Below are 18,068 nucleotides of genomic sequence, written 5' to 3'. Positions count from 1 at the left end.
TAGGCTGGTTTCCTGCACCCGCGCCAGGAGGCCATCCATGTACGAACAGATCCGCGACAAGTCGGTGCACACCATGACCGAGCCTGCCGCCGAGGACTTCCCGCACCGCTCCCGCGAGGAGGAGCTGGACATCCGGCTGGCCGGCTGTCTGACCGCGCTGCTGACCGTCACCGACGAGCTGCGCGCGCTGACACCGAGCCCCGAGTTCAACGCCGCCGCCAACCGGCTCGCGGTCCAGGTGGCGCGGCTCGGCGACGGACAGCCGCCGCTGCGCGCCGAGCCCTCGGTGCGCGACAGCTCGCCCGAGCACGTCGAGTCGCTGCACCGCCGCGCCCACACGCTGGCGGGCAACGCCCTGGTGGTCGCCACCGCGCGCGGTGACGTGCCGGGCGAGGCGCTGGCCGCCGCCCGGCTGAGCTACCACGCGGCGGCGCTCGGCCTGTAGGTGCAGGCCGGTCGCGGTGCGTACGGGCCGCGTGCGGCTCGTGGGGTCGCACCCGGTTGGCTCGACCGCGTACCGCGTACCGCGTACCGCGCACCGGGTGCCCGGCGGCGCGCACCGCGCCACCGCGGGTGCGGCTCGCCCCCACGGCACTCGGCGGCGCGGCCGGACGGGCCGGAGCGTCCGGACCGGGTCGGGCTCGGTCGCGGCGAAGGGCCCGCGGACGGCTGGGCTTCGGTGCGCGGCGAAGGGCTCGGACGGCGTGCAACGGCGAAGGGCCCGGGCGGTGGCCCGGGCCCTTTCTCTGCTCGTCGCGCGTTCCTCGGCCGGGGCTCAGCCCCGGGTCCGCGCGCCGTCGATCACCGCGCCGCGGCTCAGCCGCGCTCCAGCCGCTCGACGAGGGTGCGGTACTCCTCCCACAGCTCCTCCGGCGTGTGGTCGCCGAAGGTCTTGAGGTGGTCCGGGACCAGGGCGGCCTCCTCGAGCCACTCCTCCTTGTCCACCGTCAGCAGGAACTCCAGGTCGGCGTCGGAGAGTTCGAGGCCTTCGGTGTCCAGGGCCTCCTTGGTGGGCAGCACGCCGATCGGGGTCTCGACGCCCTCTGCCTCGCCGTTGAGCCGGCCGACGATCCACTTGAGCACGCGGCTGTTCTCGCCGAAGCCGGGCCAGACGAACTTGCCGGCGTCGTTCTTGCGGAACCAGTTCACGTAGTAGATCTTCGGCAGCTTGTCGCCGTCGCCGCGCGCCGCAGCGTCCTGGCCGACCTTGACCCAGTGGGCCATGTAGTCGCCCATGTTGTAGCCGCAGAACGGCAGCATCGCGAACGGGTCGCGGCGCAGCTCGCCGACCTTGCCCTCGGCGGCGGCGGTCTTCTCGGAGGCCACGTTGGCGCCGAGGAAGACGCCGTGCTGCCAGCTGCGGGACTCCGTCACCAGCGGTACGGCGGTGGCGCGCCGGCCGCCGAAGAGGATGGCCGAGATCGGCACGCCCTTCGGGTCCTCCCACTCGGGCGCGATGGTCGGGCACTGGGCCGCCGGCACCGCGAACCGTGCGTTGGGGTGGGCGGCCGGGGTCCCCGACTCGGGGGTCCAGTCGTTGCCCTTCCAGTCCGTCAGGTGGGCGGGGGCCTCCTCGGTCATGCCCTCCCACCAGACGTCGCCGTCGTCGGTGAGCGCCACGTTGGTGAAGACCGTGTTGCCCCAGAGGGTCTTCATCGCGTTGGCGTTGGTGTGCTCGCCGGTGCCGGGCGCGACGCCGAAGAAGCCGGCCTCGGGGTTGATCGCGTACAGCCGGCCGTCGTCGCCGAAGCGCATCCAGGCGATGTCGTCGCCGATGGTCTCGACCGTCCAGCCCGGAACGGTCGGCTCCAGCATCGCCAGGTTCGTCTTGCCGCAGGCCGAGGGGAACGCCGCGGCCACGTACTTCGGCTCGGTCGAACCGGAAGCGGAGGCGGGCGGGGTGAGCTTGAGGATCAGCATGTGCTCGGCGAGCCAGCCCTCGTCGCGGGCCATCACCGAGGCGATGCGCAGTGCGTAGCACTTCTTGCCGAGCAGGGCGTTGCCGCCGTAGCCCGAGCCGAAGGACCAGATCTCGCGCTCCTCGGGGAAGTGCGAGATGTACTTGGTCTCGTTGCACGGCCACGGCACGTCCTGCTCGCCCTCGGCCAGCGGGGCGCCGACGGTGTGCACGGCCTTGACGAAGAAGCCGTCCTCGCCGAGCTCGTCCAGCACCGGGCGGCCCATCCGCGTCATGGTGCGCATGGAGACCGCGACGTACGCGGAGTCGGTGATCTCCACGCCGAGCGCGGAGAGCGGCGAACCGAGCGGGCCCATGCAGAACGGCACCACGTACATCGTGCGCCCGCGCATCGAGCCGCGGAAGACGCCGCCCTGCTCGCCGTCACCGGTGAAGATCTCCCGCATCTCGGCGGGGGCCTTCCAGTGGTTGGTGGGGCCCGCGTCCTCCTCCTTCTCGGAGCAGATGAAGGTACGGGTCTCCACGCGCGCGACGTCGGAGGGGTCGGAGGCCGCGTAGTAGGAGTTGGGGCGCTTGTCGGGGTCGAGTCTGGTGAAGGTGCCGGCCTCGACGAGCTCCTCGCACAGGCGCTCGTACTCAGCCTCCGAGCCGTCGCACCAGACGACTCGGTCGGGCTGGGTGAGGGCGGCGATCTCGTCCACCCATGCGACCAGTTCACGGTGGTGGGTGGGGACCTCGGTGGTGGTGGGAGCCGCAGAGCTGCGCGCCACAATCGCTCCAGAGTGTTTGAGGGTTTTGTTGCTTTGTGTGTACGGATGCGTCCCACGTCGCGGTGGGAGTGAATCCGCGTCCTGACCCCTTGGGGGCTGCGACCCGGATGCTGCGGCGATGCTCATCCGGTGTCGACCACGCTCATCTGATCATGGCGTTCGCGCTCGTATGTGTCCAGGGGGTCGACAGGTGAGCAGCACCACTTCCCCTGTCACCCCTGCTGCCACCGGGAGTTGGTGGTGCGGGCCCCACTCCGAAACCTACGGAGGCGTAGGTAGCCTGGCCCCATGACTGCTGCCGCGCACGAACCCGCCGGAGCGTCCTCGGAGGTGACGGGTGCCGCCGACGGTCGTATCGACGCTGCTTCCGGCACGACTCAGCCTGCCGGGGGCACCACCGCTGAAATGTCCGAATGCTCGACGGGGCCCGAGCCCGCGTCCGCGGAGCCCGAGGGGTCCTCCGCCGCCGGGTCCGAGGGAGGCGCGTCCGGTTCCGCTGCCGCTGCTGCGCTTGCCGCACCCGCGGAGCGCGCCGCGCACTTCGTCCACCAGGAGATCAAGCCGCGGCTGCGCGGCTGGCTGCACGCCGGGATGTTCCCCGCCGTGCTGGTCTCCGGTGTCTTCCTCACCGCGTTCGCCGACTCTCCGCGCGGCCGTGCCGCCTGTGCGATCTACACCCTCACCGCCTGCCTGCTCTTCGGCATCAGCGCCCTCTACCACCGGGGGAACTGGGGTCCGCGCGCGGAGGCGGTGCTGCGGCGGCTGGACCACGCCAACATCTTCCTGATCATCGCCGGCACCTACACCCCGCTGACGATCCTGCTGCTCGAAGGGGCCAAGGGGCAGGCACTGCTGTGGGGGGTCTGGGTGGCGGCGGCAGCCGGCATCGCCTTCCGGGTCCTCTGGGTGGGCGCGCCGCGCTGGCTCTACACGCCCTGCTACATCGCGATGGGCTGGGCCGCTGTCTTCTTCCTGCCCGACTTCCTCCGGACCGGCGGGCTCGCCGTACTGATCCTGGTCATCGTCGGCGGCGTGCTCTACAGCGTCGGCGGAGTGATCTACGGACTCAAGCGGCCCAACCCCTCACCGCGCTGGTTCGGCTTCCACGAGGTCTTCCACTCCCTGACCCTGGCGGCCTTCTTCACGCACTACATCGGCATCTCGCTCGTCGCCTACCAGCACGCCTGAGCGCGCCTTCCCGAGGTCTGCCGGCCCCGCAGCCGCCAGGGGGGCGGCGCGGTTTGGCTACGGGAGCGGGGTGCGCCGCACCGAACGCCCGGCCAGCGCGTCGGTGCGGCGGCCCCCGTCGATCGCGAGTGCGCCGTTCACCAGCACGTACGGGATGCCGGTGGGGGGCGTGCGCGGCTGTTCGTACGTCGAACCGGCCGCCACCGTCAGCGGGTCGAAGAGCACGAGATCGGCCGCGTACCCCTCGCGCACCAGCCCGCGGTCGGGCAGCCGGAGGCGGGCGGCGGGGCGCGAGGTGAGCCGGGCGACGCACTCCTCCAGCGTCAGCACCCCCAACTCCCGCACGTAGTGGCCCAGATAGCGGGGGAAGGTGCCGTACGCGCGCGGATGCGGTTTGGCGCCGCGCAGGATGCCGTCGCTGCCCCCGGTATGGGCGCGGTGCCGCATCACCGCGCGGACGTTCTCCTCGTCGCCGACGTGCTGGAGGATCGTGCTGCCGAGGCGGTCGGCGAGCAGCAGCTCCACGGCCTCGTCGAAGCCGGAGAGGCGACGGCCGGTCCAGCCGCCGAGCGCGGGGTCGGCGACGCCGGAGATCTCCACCGTCGACCAGTCGACCGGCACACCGTGGCAGCCGTCCGAGCCGGTGACCTCCATGGTGTGCCGGACGCGGTCGCGCACGAGCGGGTCGCGCAGCCGCTCCAGGGTCGCCTCCGGACCGCCCTCGGCTGCCCAGCTGGGCAGCAGCGCGGCGAGCGTGGTGCAGCCGGCGAGGTAGGGGTAGGTGTCCAGGCTCAGGTCGACGCCCTCGGCCAGCGCCTGGTCCAGCAGTGCGAGCAGCTCGGCCGAACGGCCTCTGTTGACGGGGAAGTTGAGCGTGGCGTGGGCCAGGTGCAGCGCGCAGCCCGAAGTGCGGGCGAGCGCGATCATCTCCCGGTAGGCGGTCAGCGCGCCCGCCCCGTACGAGCGGTGGTGGGGGCAGAAGTAGCCGCCGTAGGAGGCCACCACCCGGCAGAGATCGACCAGCTCGTCGTCGCCGGCGTACATGCCCGGGGTGTACGTCAGCCCGGCGGACAGGCCCACCGCGCCCTGCTCCAGCCCTTCGGCCACCAAACGGCGCATCCGGGCGCGCTCGTCCTCCGTCGCCGGACGGTCTTCCCAACCGGCCGCGAGCATACGGATGTTGCCGTGCGGCAGGAGGTAGGCGGCGTTCAGCGCGACACCGCGGTCCAGCCGGTCCAGGTAGCCGCCGGCGTCGCGCCAGTCGAGGTCGAGGTCGCCGCCGTCGCCGTTCCAGCCGGTGATGGCCTGGCGGACCTGCGGCAGGGTGGTGTCGTCGACCGGGGCGTAGGAGAGGCCGTCCTGGCCGACGACCTCCAGGGTGACGCCCTGGGCGAGCTTGGCGGTGTGCTCGGGGTCGCTGAGCAGGGCGAGGTCGCTGTGCGCGTGCATGTCGACGAAGCCGGGCGCCAGGACCAGCCCGTCGGCGTCCAGCACTCTGCGGCCGGTGAGCCGCGCGCCGCGCCCGCTCGGCGCGAGGGCGGCGATACGGCCGTCGCGCAGCCCGACGTCCGTGCCCGGGCGGGCGGGGGCGCCGCTGCCGTCGACCAGGGTCGCGCCGCGGATCACGGTGTCGAGGCCGGTGTCCGAGCCTGGCGTGCCCGCCGTGCTCCCCGACGGGACGCGTCGGACCCGGCCGCCGGTCGGGTCGTGGTGGCCGGTTGGGCCGTTGCGGACCCGGCGGCCGGGCGGGTCGTTCGGGTCCGGCAGGTCGTCGCGGTCGGGCCGGGGGGACGGCCCTGTCGGGCTCAGAAGAAGGTCCTGACGCAGTCGGTGACGGTGCCGTCGGCCGCCACGAGCGGGATCAGCTGCCACCGGTCGAAGATCGTGCAGGGGTGGGACATCCCGAGGCCGACCCAGTCGCCGACCTCCAACTCCCTGCCCGCGCCCGTCAGTTCGGCCCAGGCGTGCTGGTCGGAGAGCTTGACGATCTCCACCCCGTCCGCGGGCCGCACCTCGCCGCCCGCGCCGGACCGTACGAACTCCGCCCGGGGCAGCCGCAGATCGTGCGCCGCGTCCCGCTTGCCCGCGTTCAGGAACGCCTGGCCGGGCTCGGGGCGGGAGACCACCTGCGACCACAGGACGAACGCGGATCGCAGCCCGCCCTCGTCGGGCACCCGGTTGAACGGCGTCAACTCCCGGTAGTGGCCCACATCGTGCGAGACGTACGCGCCCGAGCGCAGCAGCCGCAGTACGGGAGCGGACAGCTCCGGGAGCTCCTGTGCGTCCCCGAAGACCTCCGCCACCGCGTCGAACCAGGCGCTGCCGCCCGCGCTCACCACGATCTCCCGGACTCCGGCGAACCGGCCCTCGGCGTCGAACCGGCGGGCCAGCGCGGTGAGTCGGCGCAGCCACTCGCGCACCGTCTCGGGCGTCGCGCCCGGCACCTCGCCCTCGTACCCCGCGACACCGACCAGGCGGAGCGTACGGGTGCGTGCCACCGCGTCGGCGACCGCCGCGCACTCCTGTGCGGTACGCGCGCCGGTGCGGGCGCCGGCCCCGGCGCCCAGCTCCACCACCACCTCGACCGGCCGACTGCCGCCCGCCTCGCGCAGCGACTCGTCCATCAGCCGCACGCCCTGCACCGAGTCGACGAAGCACACCAGCCGGAAACCGGCGTCGGCCTCAAGCTCGCCGGAGAGCCAGCGCAGCGCCGCCCGGTCGACCAGCTCGTTGGCGAGGAAGACGGTGGAGACGCCGAAAGCCCTGGCCACCCGCACCTGGTGGGGGTTGGCCAGAGTGATGCCCCAGGCGCCGCGCGCCAATTGCTGGGCGAAGAGCTGTGGGGCCATGGAGGTCTTGCCGTGCGGGGCGAAGGCCAGCCCGTGCCGCTCGGTGTAACCCTCCAGCGCCGCGAGGTTGTGCTCCAACGCCTCGGCGGAGAGCGCCAGTACGGGCGTGGTGAAGCCTCCGGAGAACAACTCGCGGCGCTGCCCGGCGAACTCCCGGACGGTCAGGCCGTCCGCATCCGGCGGCAGGCCTTTGAACCGGTGGTCGAGCCGCTCCTCGGCGAGCGCGACCACCTGCGGCGGAGCGGCCGGACCCGAGCCGGGCGTACCCGGTCCTCGACGAGGACGTCGCCGCTGCGCACGGTGAGAGTGCTGAAGGGGTCGACGGTCTGGTCTACCATGGCGACGTGCCGGTCCTCGGGGCGGGCCAGCGAGGGCTGGCTGCGCGTGGACCACTTCAGCGGCAGCTCCTTGGGCAGCGTGGGCAGCAGCCGCGGGCCGGGTCCTGGAGGTACTCGTTCAGGCTGCGGTGCTCGATGAGGACGGTGCTGGGCTCGCCGGTGCTGCCGGAGGTGTGGCTGACGTACGCGAGCGCACGCGGGTGCACGGGCCCCTCGGCCTCCGCCGGGCCGGTACGGGGCCGGTCTCCGGTTCCGTACCGGCCCGGCGGAGGCCGAGGGGCCCGTGCACCCGCGTGCGCTCGCGTACGTCAGCCACACCTCCGGCAGCACCGGCGAGCCCAGCACCGTCCTCATCGAGCACCGCAGCCTGAACGAGTACCTCCAGGACCCGGCCCGCGGCTGCTGCCCACGCTGCCCAAGGAGCTGCCGCTGAAGTGGTCCACGCGCAGCCAGCCCTCGCTGGCCCGCCCCGAGGACCGGCACGTCGCCATGGTAGACCAGACCGTCGACCCCTTCAGCACTCTCACCGTGCGCAGCGGCGACGTCCTCGTCGAGGACCGGGACGGCCGGCTGACGGTGGCCCGCGAGACCTGGCAACTCCCCGTCTCCGAGGCGGACTTCTCGGAGGCCAAGAGCGAGGCCGCGCGCTTCTCGCACGGTGTGCGCAAGGGGAACATCTTGCAGGTCGCCGGCCAGGTCGGCTTCCTGCCCGCTGCCGAGGGCGTCGCCCCGACCCCGGCCGGGCCCGGACGAAGCGCGCGGGCGGAGTGGTGTGAGTGGCGGGCGTGTAGGCGGTCTTGGGGTGCGACATGGGGGCGTGACCTCCGAAGGCGGGCGCGGTACGGCGGCGGCCGGCGCCGGCCGTACCGACCGGAAACCGTGCGGCACAGCCCGGCACCGGCCGGCACCCGTCGACCCGCGACGGACATGTCCGGACAGCGACCGCTTGATTGATCTGGACCTTTCCCTTGATCCTAGGCGGAGTGAACTCCGCCTAGGATCAAGGGAAAGGTCCAGATCAATCAAGCGGTCGCTGTCCGGACATGTCCGTCGCGGGTCGACGGGTGCCGGCCGGTGCCGGGCTGTGCCGCACGGTTTCCGGTCGGTACGGCCGGCGCCGGCCGCCGCCGTACCGCGCACGCCGCGCCGACTCCGTACCGCGCCCGCCTTCGGAGGTCACGCCCCCATGTCGCACCCCAAGACCGCCTACACGCCCGCCACTCACACCACTCCGCCCGCGCGCTTCTCGCACGGTGTGCGCAAGGGGAACATCTTGCAGGTCGCCGGCCAGGTCGGCTTCCTGCCCGCTGCCGAGGGCGTCGCCCCGACCCCGGCCGGGCCCGGTCTGCGCGAGCAGACCCTCCAGACCTTCGCCAACGTCGAGGCGGTCCTGACCGAGGCCGGTGCGAGCTGGGAGGACGTGGTGATGACCCGGGTGTACCTGACCGACACCGCGCACTTCGTCGAGTTCAACGAGATCTTCAACGAGTACCTGGCCGACCGGGTCGAGGTTCCGGGCGCCCGTACGACCGTGTACGTCGGCCTGCCCGCCGGGCTGCTGATCGAGATCGACGCGCAGGCGGTCCTGGGCTAGGGCCCGAGCCGGAGGTTGGTCGTCGGCCGGGGCCTCCCGGACATCGGGGCCGGGCGCCGCGCAACCGGCGGCCCGTTTCACTCGTCTCACTCGGCGACATTCACCCCGTGTTCACCGGAACGCGGGGCGCAGTCGACCCTGGGGGAGGACCCATGGAACAACCTTCCGCGAAACCCGGCTCCCGCCGGAACCGCCGTACGGCCGCGCTGGTCGCCGCCGGCGCGGCCACCGCGCTCGTCGCCGCCGCTGCCGTGCCGGCGCTCGCCTCCGCCGCGCAGGACGGTTCGGCGAAGGGCGCGAAGGGCGCGAAGAAGCCCAGCGCCGCGGCCGTCGAGGAGGACTTCAACGGCGACGGCTACCAGGACATGGCTGTCGGTGCGTCCGGCAGCTCCTCCGGCGAGGGTTCCGCCGGCTACGTCACGGTCTTCTACGGAACGCCCGACGGACTGGACCGCGACAACGCTGTCACCCTCGATCGGGCCACCGACGGCGTGCCCGGCGAGCCGGCCGACGGCAACCGTTTCGGCTGGCGGATCGCCGGTGCGGACTTGGACCGCGACGGCTACACCGACCTGGCCGTACACGTGCCGGGCGCCAAGCAGGTCGTCGTGCTCTGGGGCGGCGCGGAGGGCGTCACCGGCAAGGGCTCGGCCGTCATCGAGGGCGACGACGCCGAGAACGCCTTCGACACCGGCGGGCAGCTGACCGCGGGCGACTTCAACGGTGACGGCAACCCCGACCTGCTCATGGGCCGGGGCCACGAGAGCGGCACCTACGGTCTGCTCCAGGGCCCGTTCACCCGTGACGGCCAGTGGGCCGAGGAGCAGCAGATCCCGCTCACCACCAGCTACAACGACGTCATGAGCGTCACCGCGGGCGACATCGACGGCGACGGTGCGGACGACCTCGTCGTCCACCAGTCGTTCGAGGAGATGGGGCGCGAGAACCTCTTCTTCACCGGCGGCGAGAACGGTCTGACCCGTACCGACACCGAGGTGCCGATGGGCGCCACCGGCGCGATCGGCGACTTCGACGGCGACGGCTACGGCGACCTGGCCTACCGCGAGATGCCCGGTGGCGTCGTCGAGAACCTGCCGTACGACGAGGGCACCGTGAAGGTCGTCCACGGCACCGCGGACGGACTGGGCGACCGGGTGAAGACCTACACCCAGGACACCGCCGGAGTGCCGGGTGCGAGCGAGGAGAACGACCAGTTCGGGGCGGTCCTCTCGGCCGGTGACGTGACCGGTGACGGCATCGACGACCTCGCCGTCGCCGTGCCGTTCGAGGCCATCGGCGACAGGTACGCGGCCGGCTCGGTCGTGCTGCTCAAGGGCTCCGAGGGCGAGGGGCTGACGGGTGCGGGCGCGCAGGCGTTCCACCAGGACACTCCCGGCATTGCCGGGGTCGCCGAGGCGAACGACCGATTCGGCTCCGCGGTGCGGCTGTTGGACGTCAACGGCGACGGGAAGGCGGACCTCACCGTCGGCGCGCCCGGCGAGGGAATCGGGGACGCGGCCGAGGCCGGTGCGATCTGGTACCTCCCCGGCACCGCCGACGGCCCGACCGCCACCGGGAGTTTCGACGTGAACCCCGGAACGGTCGGTGCCGAACTGGCGGGCGTTCAATTCGGTAAAGCACTCACCAATTCGGGTTACGGACCCCTCATGTCCCGTAACTGAGGTCTTCTCAGGGCGTTCTCCCGTATCGATAATGCTCACGACAATCTTCACCATCGGTACGGGAGGACCCCCCACATGGTGCGCAACGCACTCACCCGTCCTGTCCTCGGCGCGGCCACCGCGCTGTTGCTCGGAGCCGCCGCGACCGTCGGTCTCGGCGCCGCTCCGGCCTCCGCCCAGGACGTTCAACAGACAGCCGCGGCCCCGGACTTCGCCGGCATCGTCGCGCTCAACAACTGCTCGGGCTCCCTGGTCGCGCTGCCGGACTCGCAGCCCGGCGACCCGGCGCTCGTGCTCACCAACGGCCACTGCCTGGAGAGCGGCATGCCCTCGCCGGGCGAGGTCGTCGTCGACGAGCCGTCCAGCCGCAGCTTCACGCTGCTGGACGCCGACGCGGGCGATCTCGGCACGCTGAAGGCCACCAAGATCTCGTACGCCACCATGACCGACACCGACATGGCGATCTACGAGACCGACACCACCTACGAGGCGGTCAGCGCGGAGTACGGCATCGAGCCGCTGGAGATCGCGGCCGAACGCGGCACCGAGGGCGCCCCGATAGACGTCGTCTCCGGCTACTGGAAGAAGATCTACAGCTGCAACCTCGACGCGTTCGTGCACGAGCTGCACGAGGACGGCTGGGTCACCAAGGACTCCCTGCGCTACACCTCCGACTGCCAGACGGTCGGCGGGACTTCGGGCTCCCCGGTGATCGACCGCGACAGCGGCAAGGTCGTCGGCGTCAACAACACCGGCAACGAGTCCGGCGGGGAGTGCACCCTCAACAACCCGTGCGAGGTCGACGAGAACGGTGAGGTCACCGTCCGCGAAGGCATCAACTACGGCCAGCAGGTGCACCACCTGACCAAGTGCGTCACCACCGGCAACAAGGTGGACCTCTCGCTTCCCGAGTGCGCACTGCCCAAGCCGTAAACCCGGCCGAACGGTTCCGGCCCAACGGTTGCGACCGCACGGCCCTCCGCGCCCCCTGCACCCACCGTGCACGGGGCGCGGACCCGTCTGCACCCCTCCCCGGCGCCCCGGTACGTCTTCGCCCGCTTTCGGCGTCGGCGGTCCGGCTTGTTCACTGCCGCCCGCAATGCGGCCCCCGCCGAAGCGCCTCGCCCGAAACACCCGGGCACGCCCTCTTGCGCCACTCACGCACCCGGCGGTGAAATGCGCCACACCAGCGCGGGGGACGAGCACCGGAGGTCGCCGTGACCGAACTGCACGACAGGGACGAGCCGTTGCAGCTCGACCCTGCCCAACGCCCCCAACTGCGCTCCATCGGGCCCGGACTGGTCGTCGCCGCGACCGGGCTCGGCGCGGGCGACCTCGTCGCGACCCTCATCGCGGGCAGCCTCTTCGGCTACAGCCTGCTGTGGGCCGTCGTCATCGGCTGCATCGTGCGCATCGCGCTCGCCGAGGGCACCGCCCGCTGGCATCTGGCCACCGGCAGCACGCTGTTCGACGGCTGGCGGACCATCGGGCGCTGGACGCTGTACTACTTCGGCTTCTACTGCGTCGTCTGGGCGTTCGTGTACGGCGCCACCGCGATGTCCGCCGGCGCGCTGCCGCTGGCCGCGCTCTTCCCCGACGTGGTGGACCTCAAGGTGTGGGGCGTCGGTTGCGGCGTACTGGGGCTGCTCTTCGTGTGGTTCAACCGGTACGCGGTCGTCGAGAGGGTCATGACCGTACTGATCGGCGTGATGTTCCTGGTCGTCGTCGTCCTGGCGGTACGGGTCGTACCGGACGCGGGGCGCGCCTTCGCCGGGCTCGTCCCCACCGTCCCGGAGGGGGAGATCACCAGGACCCTCGGTGTGATCGGCGGTGTCGGCGGCACGATCACCATGGCCGCGTACGGCTACTGGGTCAACGCCAAGGGCTGGCGCACCCCCGGCTGGATGCGGATGATGCGCCTGGACAACTCGATGGCGTACGTCGCCACCGGCGTCTTCACCATCGCCATGATCATCGTCGGCGCGGAGCTGCTGCACGCCACCAACATCACCCTGGAGGAGGGCAACAACCGCGGACTGCTGGACGTCGGCGAGGAGTTGGAGCGCCGTTTCGACGTCTTCACCGCCAAGCTCTTCCTGGTCGGCTTCTTCGCCACCGCGTTCAGCTCGCTGGTCGGCGTCTGGCACGGGGTCAGCCTGCTCTTCTCCGACTACGTCGCCCATCTGCGCCACGGCGGTTCCGACACCGAGGAGGTGGCCGCGGGTGCGCGCGAGCGGTCGCTCCCCTTCCGCGGTTTCCTGCTCTGGATCACCTTCCCGCCGATCGTCCTGCTCTTCCTGGACCGGCCGTTCGGCCTGATCATCGCCTACGGCGTCCTCGGCTCCCTCTTCCTGCCGTTCCTCGCCGCCACCCTGCTGTGGCTGCTCAACCGCCCGGGCGTACCGGCCCGTCACCGCAACGGCCCGCTCTCCAACACGATGCTCGTCGCCGCACTCCTGCTCTTCGTCTACCTCTGCGCCGAACAGATCCGCGCCCTGCCCTGGTAGGCGAGGCGAGGCGAGGCGAGGCGAGGCCGGGGCGAGGCATGGCGTGGCGGCGCTGCCCGACCCGTCCGGCGCTGCCCGACCCGTCCGGCGCGTGGCCGGAGCCGGGCATGCCGCGAGCCCGGCCGCTGGGGGACGGCCGGGCTCGTGTGGTCATCGGCGGGTGGTGCGCTGCCGGGGGTTACGGCAGGTCGTGCACGTGGGGGGCGACCGTGTCGACCCAGCCGTCACCGTTGGACGCGTCCCAGTTGGTCGACCAGGTCATCGCGCCGCGCAGCTCGGGGTAGGTCTTCTCGGGCTTGAACTCTCCGCAGTTCTCGCCCTTGGTGAGGCAGTCGAGGGCGTCGGTGACGACCTTGGGCTCGACGTAGCCGGAGCCGGCGCCGCTGGTCGAGGCGGGCACGCCGATGCCGACCTGGTCGGCGTCGAGGCCGTTCTCCAGCTGGATGCAGGCCAGACCGGTGAGGAAGTCGACGGTGCCGAGCTGGTAGACGTTGCCGTCGCAGCCGAGCATCGAACCGCTGTTGTAGTACTGCATGTTGACGACGGTCAGGATGTCCTTGACGTCCAGCGCCAGCTTGAAGTACTCGGTGTCGGTGGTCTGCATGTCGATGGTCTGCGGCGCCATGGTGAGGACGAGGTCGTCACCGGCCTTCTCCGACAGCGACTTCAGCGCCTCGCCCATGTACTGGGCGTTGATGCCGTGCTCCAGGTCGATGTCGACACCGTTGAAGCCGTACTCCTCCATCAGGGCGTACGTGCTGTCGGCGAACTTCTGGGCCGACTCGGAGCTGTCGACGGTCACGTTGCCGAGCTCGCCGCCGACCGAGATGATGACGTTCTTGCCGGCTTCCTGCTTGGCCGCGATGTCGGCCTTGAAGTCGTCCTCGGAGCCGTAGCCGACCTCGGGGTCGAGGTTGAACTCGATCTCGCCCGCGGTGTCGGTGGAGTCGGCGAAGGCGACGGCGATGATGTCGTAGCCGTCCTGAACCTCGCCGAGCTTCTGGACGGTCGCGCCGTTGTCGAAGTTCTGCCAGTAACCGGTGACCGCGTGGGCCGGTACGGCTGCCGGGGTCGGGTCCGCCTTGGTGTCGGCGGCGCCCGCGCTGCCGGTCAGGCTGGTGGCTGCCATCAGCCCACCGGCGGCGACGGCCAGGGCTACCCCGCCGCCGAGGAGCTTCTTGCTGCGCTTCTTGCGATGCGTCCGGTCCACGAGGATCTCCAGGTGCGTGTGGGGGAGTTCGCGATGAGGGGGGAAGTTCGGTGGCCACCGATGTGCCACTGGACATTGGTTCATACCAATGCTCATGTCAACCCCTGCGACACGAACCTTCACAACCCCCGGCCGGACCCCGGCGACCGCTCGCCCGTCACTGATCCCGCGGCGCCGCGCCAACGCCACCGCCCGGTAAGGCAGTTGACGCCGAACGTGGGAGCAGGCGGCCTCCGCGTCCAGGGCCGCGACGCCCACCGGGCCGATCCCCGGCGGCTCCAGGACCGATCGCTGGCGGCTCCAGGACCGCCACCAGCTCCTCCGGCACGCCCTCCGGCGCGCCCTCCGGCGCGCGCCCGTACGCCGTCCCGCGCGCCTGCCCGCCCCGGACGTCCGGGCGAGGTCCGAACGGCTCTCCGCGGGTGCGCGGTGCGCCCCCGGCCGGTACCGTCCGCGGCCTCCCACCAGCCAGAGTGTGCCGGTCCGCTTTCCTGGGAACGGTTCACCCCCGCGCCCCGCCCGGCTAGGCTGCCAACTGACAGTCAGCGCACTCGAGGTGAAGCCGTCACAGCGCACGGAGGCGGCGCCGACCCTGGAGGAGAGGACGGACGTCCCGACGTGAGCACCGCGATAGCCGTCACCAGTTCCGAACTGGCCCTGCCGGCCGTTGATCCCCACACCCCGGCCGCCCACGTCCTCACCCCGCCCGACCGGCAGTCGCTGGACGACGCGTTGTCGCAGATACGCGTGATCCTCGACCAGCACGGCTATCTCGTCGTCCTCCACACCTCGGCCGCCTCCCGCGCGTCCGTGCAGCGGCTGTACGCGATCCGATCCGTTCTGGAGAGCGACCGGATCGCACTGGTGGAGTCCGAACTCCCGCCGCTGGCCCTGGCGGTGCTGGTGCGGCAGCTGCGTCAGCTCTCGACCGCCGACCTCAACCCCGGGGTGCTGGCCGGTGCGATCCGGCTGCTGTCGTACTACATCCACGCGGGCGCGGTGCTGAACTCGGTCAGCAAGCTCGACAACGTTCCGGTGCCGGTCTCCTCGCACGCCCGGTCCTGGCTGCCCGGCAGCCAGTTCGCCGTGCTCGCCTCGCCCACGCCGCAGCTCATCAAGATCGGCAGCGGGCCCGAGGTGCTGAAGGGGCCGGACTACACGACCTGTATGACCACCGCCGCGGGCCACTTCGGCTCCGACTGGGTCTCGGACACTCTCGCCGAGCGCTGGCGAGTCGCCGCGCTCGAACCGGCCCCGCTGCCGCAGGAGTCCGCCCGGTGGTGGGGGAGCGGCAAGCTGATCGAGTTCGCCGCGGCGATCCCGGACATCTCCATGCTGTACCAGCTGGTGTGCTCGGTGCAGCGGGCGCTCTGCCACTGGTGCGGGCTCGAACTCATCGGCGACCGCTGCGTGTTCTGCCGCGCCCCGGTCACCGGGGCTGCCGCCGCACGGCAGCGCCCCCAGGACCGTACGAGCGGGCCGGCCGACCGTACGCCGCCGCCGGCCGAGCGGGTGCCGGTGACCGATCCGCGCGTACCGGCGCCGCCGCTCCCGCACGCCGAGCCGGGCGCGCAGCCGGGCGTGCACCCGGGCGCGCAGCCGGGGCGTACCGACCGTCCGGCGCTCAACCCCTCACCGCCGACGGTGCCGCCGCACGCGGCCAGCCGGCTGACCCAGGCCCGTACGACCCGACCGCTCCAGGGTGCCCGGCCACCCGAGTCCCCGGGCAGGGACGAACGCGCTGAGCGGGACGGCATGTGTTGCTGCCGAATCTTCTCTGGTGGGCGACTCCGGAGCGCGGGACCTTCCTTGTGCGGTCGCAGCCCTCGGGGTGTGGCGGCGCTCGGGACCGCTCCCGCCCCGAACGAGGTAACAGCCCCCGATGAACTCACGCCAGCGCCGCGGCGTCATCCTCATGCTGCTGTCGATACTCGGTGCTCTCGTCGTCTTCGGCGGGGTGCTGACCGTCGTCAACGACGTGGAGTCCAAGGTCGGCCCCGAGGTCACCGCGTACGAACTCGCCGGTGACGTCGAGCCGTACGCCGAGCTGGAGGAGAAGCACTTCAAGGAGGTCAGCATGCCCAAGCGCTGGCTTCCGGGGACCGCTGTCACCGATCTCGACGAGATCCGCGACAAGATCGCCGTGAACCCGCTGAAGAAGGGCTCGCTGCTCCAGTCCGACATGATCGCCGACCGTCCCGCGCTGGAGAAGGGCCAGCAGGAGATCGCGATCATGATCGACGCGGCCACCGGCGTCGCCGGCAAGATCACGCCGGGCGCCCGGGTCAACATCTTCGCCACCTTCCCGGCGGGCGACGGGAGTTCGGCCAAGGGCAAGGGCGCGGGCGGCGAGCCGGTCTCCAAGGTGCTGGTCTCCGGCGCTCGGGTCATCGACGTCGGCCGGCTCACCAGCCTCGACGAGGACGACGACCGGGCCGTCTCCGGGAACCGCCAGGCGGTCCCGATCACGTTCGCGCTGTCCACCCTGGACGCCCAACGCGTCGCGTACGCCGAGTCGTTCGCCACCCACGTACGCCTCGCCCTGGTCGCCCCCGGCGACGCCGACGGCAAGGGCGAGGGCGAGCGCGACTACCGCCTGTCCACGGACGATTGAGGAAGGGCGCCATGGTCATCCGCGTCATCCCGGCCGCCAGCGACGCCGACTCGGTGCGCGCTGTCGCCTCCATGCTCGGCCAGCTTCCCGGCATAGAGCCCGCCCAGCCGGCCGGCAACTCCACCGCACTGCTGGATCTGCTCAACCACCTCGCCGAGCAGTCCGTCGCCGAACTGCCCGAGGTCGTCCTCGTCCACGAGAGCATCAGCCCGCTGCCCGCACTGGAGCTGATCCGCGAACTCGCCCTGCGCTTCCCGGCGGTGGGCACCGTCCTCATCACCAGCGACCCCAGCCCCGCGGTCTTCTCCGCCGCGATGGACGCCGGCGCACGCGGCGTACTGGCGCAGCCGCTCGGCTACCAGGACCTCACCAACCGCGTCCAATCCGTCGCCCAGTGGGCGGCCGGCGTACGGCGGCACCTCGGGTACGGCGAGGATCTGCTCAGCGGGCCCGGCGGCACCGTCGTCACGGTCAGCGGCGCCAAGGGTGGCGTCGGCACGACCCTCACCGCCGTGCAGCTCGCGCTCGCCGCGCAGGCCGGCGGCAGCTCGACCGCGCTGGTCGACCTCGATCTCCAGGCGGGCGACGTCGGCTCGTTCGTGGACGTGCAGTTCCGCCGTTCCATCGCCGACCTCGCCGGGATCAGCGACATCTCGCCGCGGGTGCTCCAGGACGCCGTCTTCCCACACGTCAGCGGGGTCACCCTGCTGCTCGCCCCCGCCGAGGGGGAGCGCGCGGAGGAGGTCAACGAGGCCGCCGCCCGCCAGATCATCGGGCTGCTCCGCGCCCGCTACGGCACGGTCGTCATCGACTGCGGCTCCCAGCTCACCGGCGCCGGTGCCGCCGCGATCGAGACCGCCGACACCGCGCTGCTGGTCACCACCCCCGACGTGGTCGCCGTACGCGGCGTCAAACGCGCCGTACGGCTGTGGGAGCGCCTCCAGATCCGCAAGGCCGAGGACACCCTCACCGTCGTCAACCGGCACACCCGGGGAAGCGAGATCCAGCCGAATCTGGTGCAGCGCCTCACCGGCACCCGGGTCGCCCGCACCCATGTCCCCGCCAACTACAAGGAGTTGCAGGGATACGTCGACTCCGCCCGGGTCCACGAGCTGGACAGCCGGGGCGCGGTTCGGCAGGCACTGTGGGCGCTCGCCGGCGAGCTGGGCCTGGTCGCGGGCTCAGCGAACGCCGCGGGCAAGGAACGCGGTTCCGGCGGCGGTCTGGTCCGGTACGGCGGCGACCGGGGGGCAGGCGGCCGGGGCGAACGCGGCGCGCTCTCACCGCGGCGCGGCGGACGTGGCGCGGCCCGCGGCTCCGGGCCGGCTTCCGGGCCCGGCCCGGCTTCCGGACCCGGCGCGCAGGATGGGCCGGGCCCTGCGGGGAAGTACTGAAGAC

13 protein-coding genes and 1 pseudogene are annotated in these 18,068 nt (G+C 72.0%); 10 read left to right on the top strand and 4 right to left on the bottom strand.

What is annotated here, in order from left to right:
- The first annotated feature begins 37 nt into the window (after positions 1-37).
- Entirely contained in the window at positions 38-445 is a 408-nt protein-coding gene (locus JGS22_RS03020) for an SCO4983 family protein (protein WP_211041060.1), read from the top strand.
- A 371-nt stretch (positions 446-816) separates the two neighbouring features.
- Here the strand turns inward: JGS22_RS03020 and JGS22_RS03015 are convergent, their stop codons facing one another.
- Positions 817-2,688 (bottom strand): phosphoenolpyruvate carboxykinase (GTP), encoded by a 1,872-nt coding sequence (locus JGS22_RS03015; protein WP_211041061.1) that lies wholly within the window; start codon positions 2,686-2,688, stop codon positions 817-819.
- A gap of 288 nt (positions 2,689-2,976) precedes the next feature.
- Between JGS22_RS03015 and trhA the strand changes: the two genes are divergently transcribed.
- Entirely contained in the window at positions 2,977-3,876 is a 900-nt protein-coding gene (trhA, locus tag JGS22_RS03010; protein ID WP_236073006.1) for a PAQR family membrane homeostasis protein TrhA, read from the top strand.
- 57 nt (positions 3,877-3,933) lie between these two features.
- Here the strand turns inward: trhA and JGS22_RS03005 are convergent, their stop codons facing one another.
- Both JGS22_RS03005 and JGS22_RS03000 read right to left on the bottom strand, forming a co-directional pair.
- The gene (locus tag JGS22_RS03005) at positions 3,934-5,502 is read right to left on the bottom strand and encodes an N-acyl-D-amino-acid deacylase family protein (RefSeq protein ID WP_211041062.1); all 1,569 of its coding nucleotides are present in this window, start codon (positions 5,500-5,502) and stop codon (positions 3,934-3,936) included.
- A gap of 179 nt (positions 5,503-5,681) precedes the next feature.
- Positions 5,682-6,956 (bottom strand): alanine racemase, encoded by a 1,275-nt coding sequence (locus JGS22_RS03000; RefSeq protein WP_216814821.1) that lies wholly within the window; start codon positions 6,954-6,956, stop codon positions 5,682-5,684.
- 749 nt (positions 6,957-7,705) lie between these two features.
- On the opposite strand from JGS22_RS03000, the pseudogene JGS22_RS27580 reads away from it, so the two are divergent.
- The 5 genes and pseudogenes from JGS22_RS27580 to JGS22_RS02970 all read left to right on the top strand — a co-directional run.
- Positions 7,706-7,810: pseudogene (locus tag JGS22_RS27580) on the top strand (RidA family protein); the annotation flags it as partial.
- Positions 7,811-8,249: 439 nt separating this feature from the next.
- On the top strand, positions 8,250-8,657 hold the full coding sequence (locus tag JGS22_RS02985; protein ID WP_211041064.1) for a RidA family protein: 408 nt from the start codon (positions 8,250-8,252) through the stop codon (positions 8,655-8,657).
- A gap of 152 nt (positions 8,658-8,809) precedes the next feature.
- Complete coding sequence (locus tag JGS22_RS02980; protein ID WP_211041065.1) at positions 8,810-10,339, top strand: FG-GAP and VCBS repeat-containing protein; 1,530 nt, start codon at positions 8,810-8,812, stop codon at positions 10,337-10,339.
- A 75-nt stretch (positions 10,340-10,414) separates the two neighbouring features.
- Positions 10,415-11,272 (top strand): trypsin-like serine peptidase, encoded by an 858-nt coding sequence (locus tag JGS22_RS02975; RefSeq protein ID WP_211041066.1) that lies wholly within the window; start codon positions 10,415-10,417, stop codon positions 11,270-11,272.
- A gap of 293 nt (positions 11,273-11,565) precedes the next feature.
- Complete coding sequence (locus JGS22_RS02970) at positions 11,566-12,846, top strand: Nramp family divalent metal transporter (RefSeq protein WP_211041070.1); 1,281 nt, start codon at positions 11,566-11,568, stop codon at positions 12,844-12,846.
- 178 nt (positions 12,847-13,024) lie between these two features.
- On the opposite strand, the gene JGS22_RS02965 is transcribed toward JGS22_RS02970, so the two are convergent.
- Positions 13,025-14,056, bottom strand: a complete 1,032-nt coding sequence (locus JGS22_RS02965) for a chitinase (RefSeq protein ID WP_211041067.1) — start codon at positions 14,054-14,056, stop codon at positions 13,025-13,027.
- A 618-nt stretch (positions 14,057-14,674) separates the two neighbouring features.
- On the opposite strand from JGS22_RS02965, the gene JGS22_RS26925 reads away from it, so the two are divergent.
- From JGS22_RS26925 to JGS22_RS02950, 3 genes are read left to right on the top strand one after another with little or no spacing between them, the layout of a single operon-like run.
- Positions 14,675-16,084 carry a hypothetical protein gene (locus JGS22_RS26925; protein WP_308405486.1) on the top strand — a complete coding sequence of 470 codons (1,410 nt, stop codon included), beginning with the start codon at positions 14,675-14,677 and terminating at the stop codon, positions 16,082-16,084.
- Positions 15,972-16,670 (top strand): Flp pilus assembly protein CpaB, encoded by a 699-nt coding sequence (gene cpaB / locus JGS22_RS02955; protein WP_308405790.1) that lies wholly within the window; start codon positions 15,972-15,974, stop codon positions 16,668-16,670. The genes JGS22_RS26925 and cpaB overlap by 113 nt, the downstream gene beginning before the upstream one ends.
- An 11-nt stretch (positions 16,671-16,681) precedes the next feature.
- Entirely contained in the window at positions 16,682-18,064 is a 1,383-nt protein-coding gene (locus tag JGS22_RS02950; RefSeq protein ID WP_211043735.1) for a CpaE/TadZ family protein, read from the top strand.
- The last annotated feature ends 4 nt before the right edge of the window (positions 18,065-18,068 follow it).

This window comes from Streptomyces tardus, assembly GCF_018101125.2.
In the GTDB taxonomy this organism is placed as follows: Bacteria; Actinomycetota; Actinomycetes; order Streptomycetales; family Streptomycetaceae; genus Streptomyces; species Streptomyces tardus.
Note: the sequence above shows the minus strand (reverse complement) of the source record. Positions and strands in the feature narration are given on the sequence as shown.

What these genes read in the sequence shown, in the direction of transcription:
- JGS22_RS02980 (WP_211041065.1), top strand. Translation starts at nt 8,810, where the DNA reads ATGGAACAACCTTCCGCGAAACCCGGCTCCCGCCGGAACCGCCGTACG.
- JGS22_RS02950 (WP_211043735.1), top strand. Translation starts at nt 16,682, where the DNA reads ATGGTCATCCGCGTCATCCCGGCCGCCAGCGACGCCGACTCGGTGCGC.
- JGS22_RS03020 (WP_211041060.1), top strand. Translation starts at nt 38, where the DNA reads ATGTACGAACAGATCCGCGACAAGTCGGTGCACACCATGACCGAGCCT.
- trhA (WP_236073006.1), top strand. Translation starts at nt 2,977, where the DNA reads ATGACTGCTGCCGCGCACGAACCCGCCGGAGCGTCCTCGGAGGTGACG.
- JGS22_RS02975 (WP_211041066.1), top strand. Translation starts at nt 10,415, where the DNA reads ATGGTGCGCAACGCACTCACCCGTCCTGTCCTCGGCGCGGCCACCGCG.
- JGS22_RS02985 (WP_211041064.1), top strand. Translation starts at nt 8,250, where the DNA reads ATGTCGCACCCCAAGACCGCCTACACGCCCGCCACTCACACCACTCCG.
- cpaB (WP_308405790.1), top strand. Translation starts at nt 15,972, where the DNA reads ATGCTGCTGTCGATACTCGGTGCTCTCGTCGTCTTCGGCGGGGTGCTG.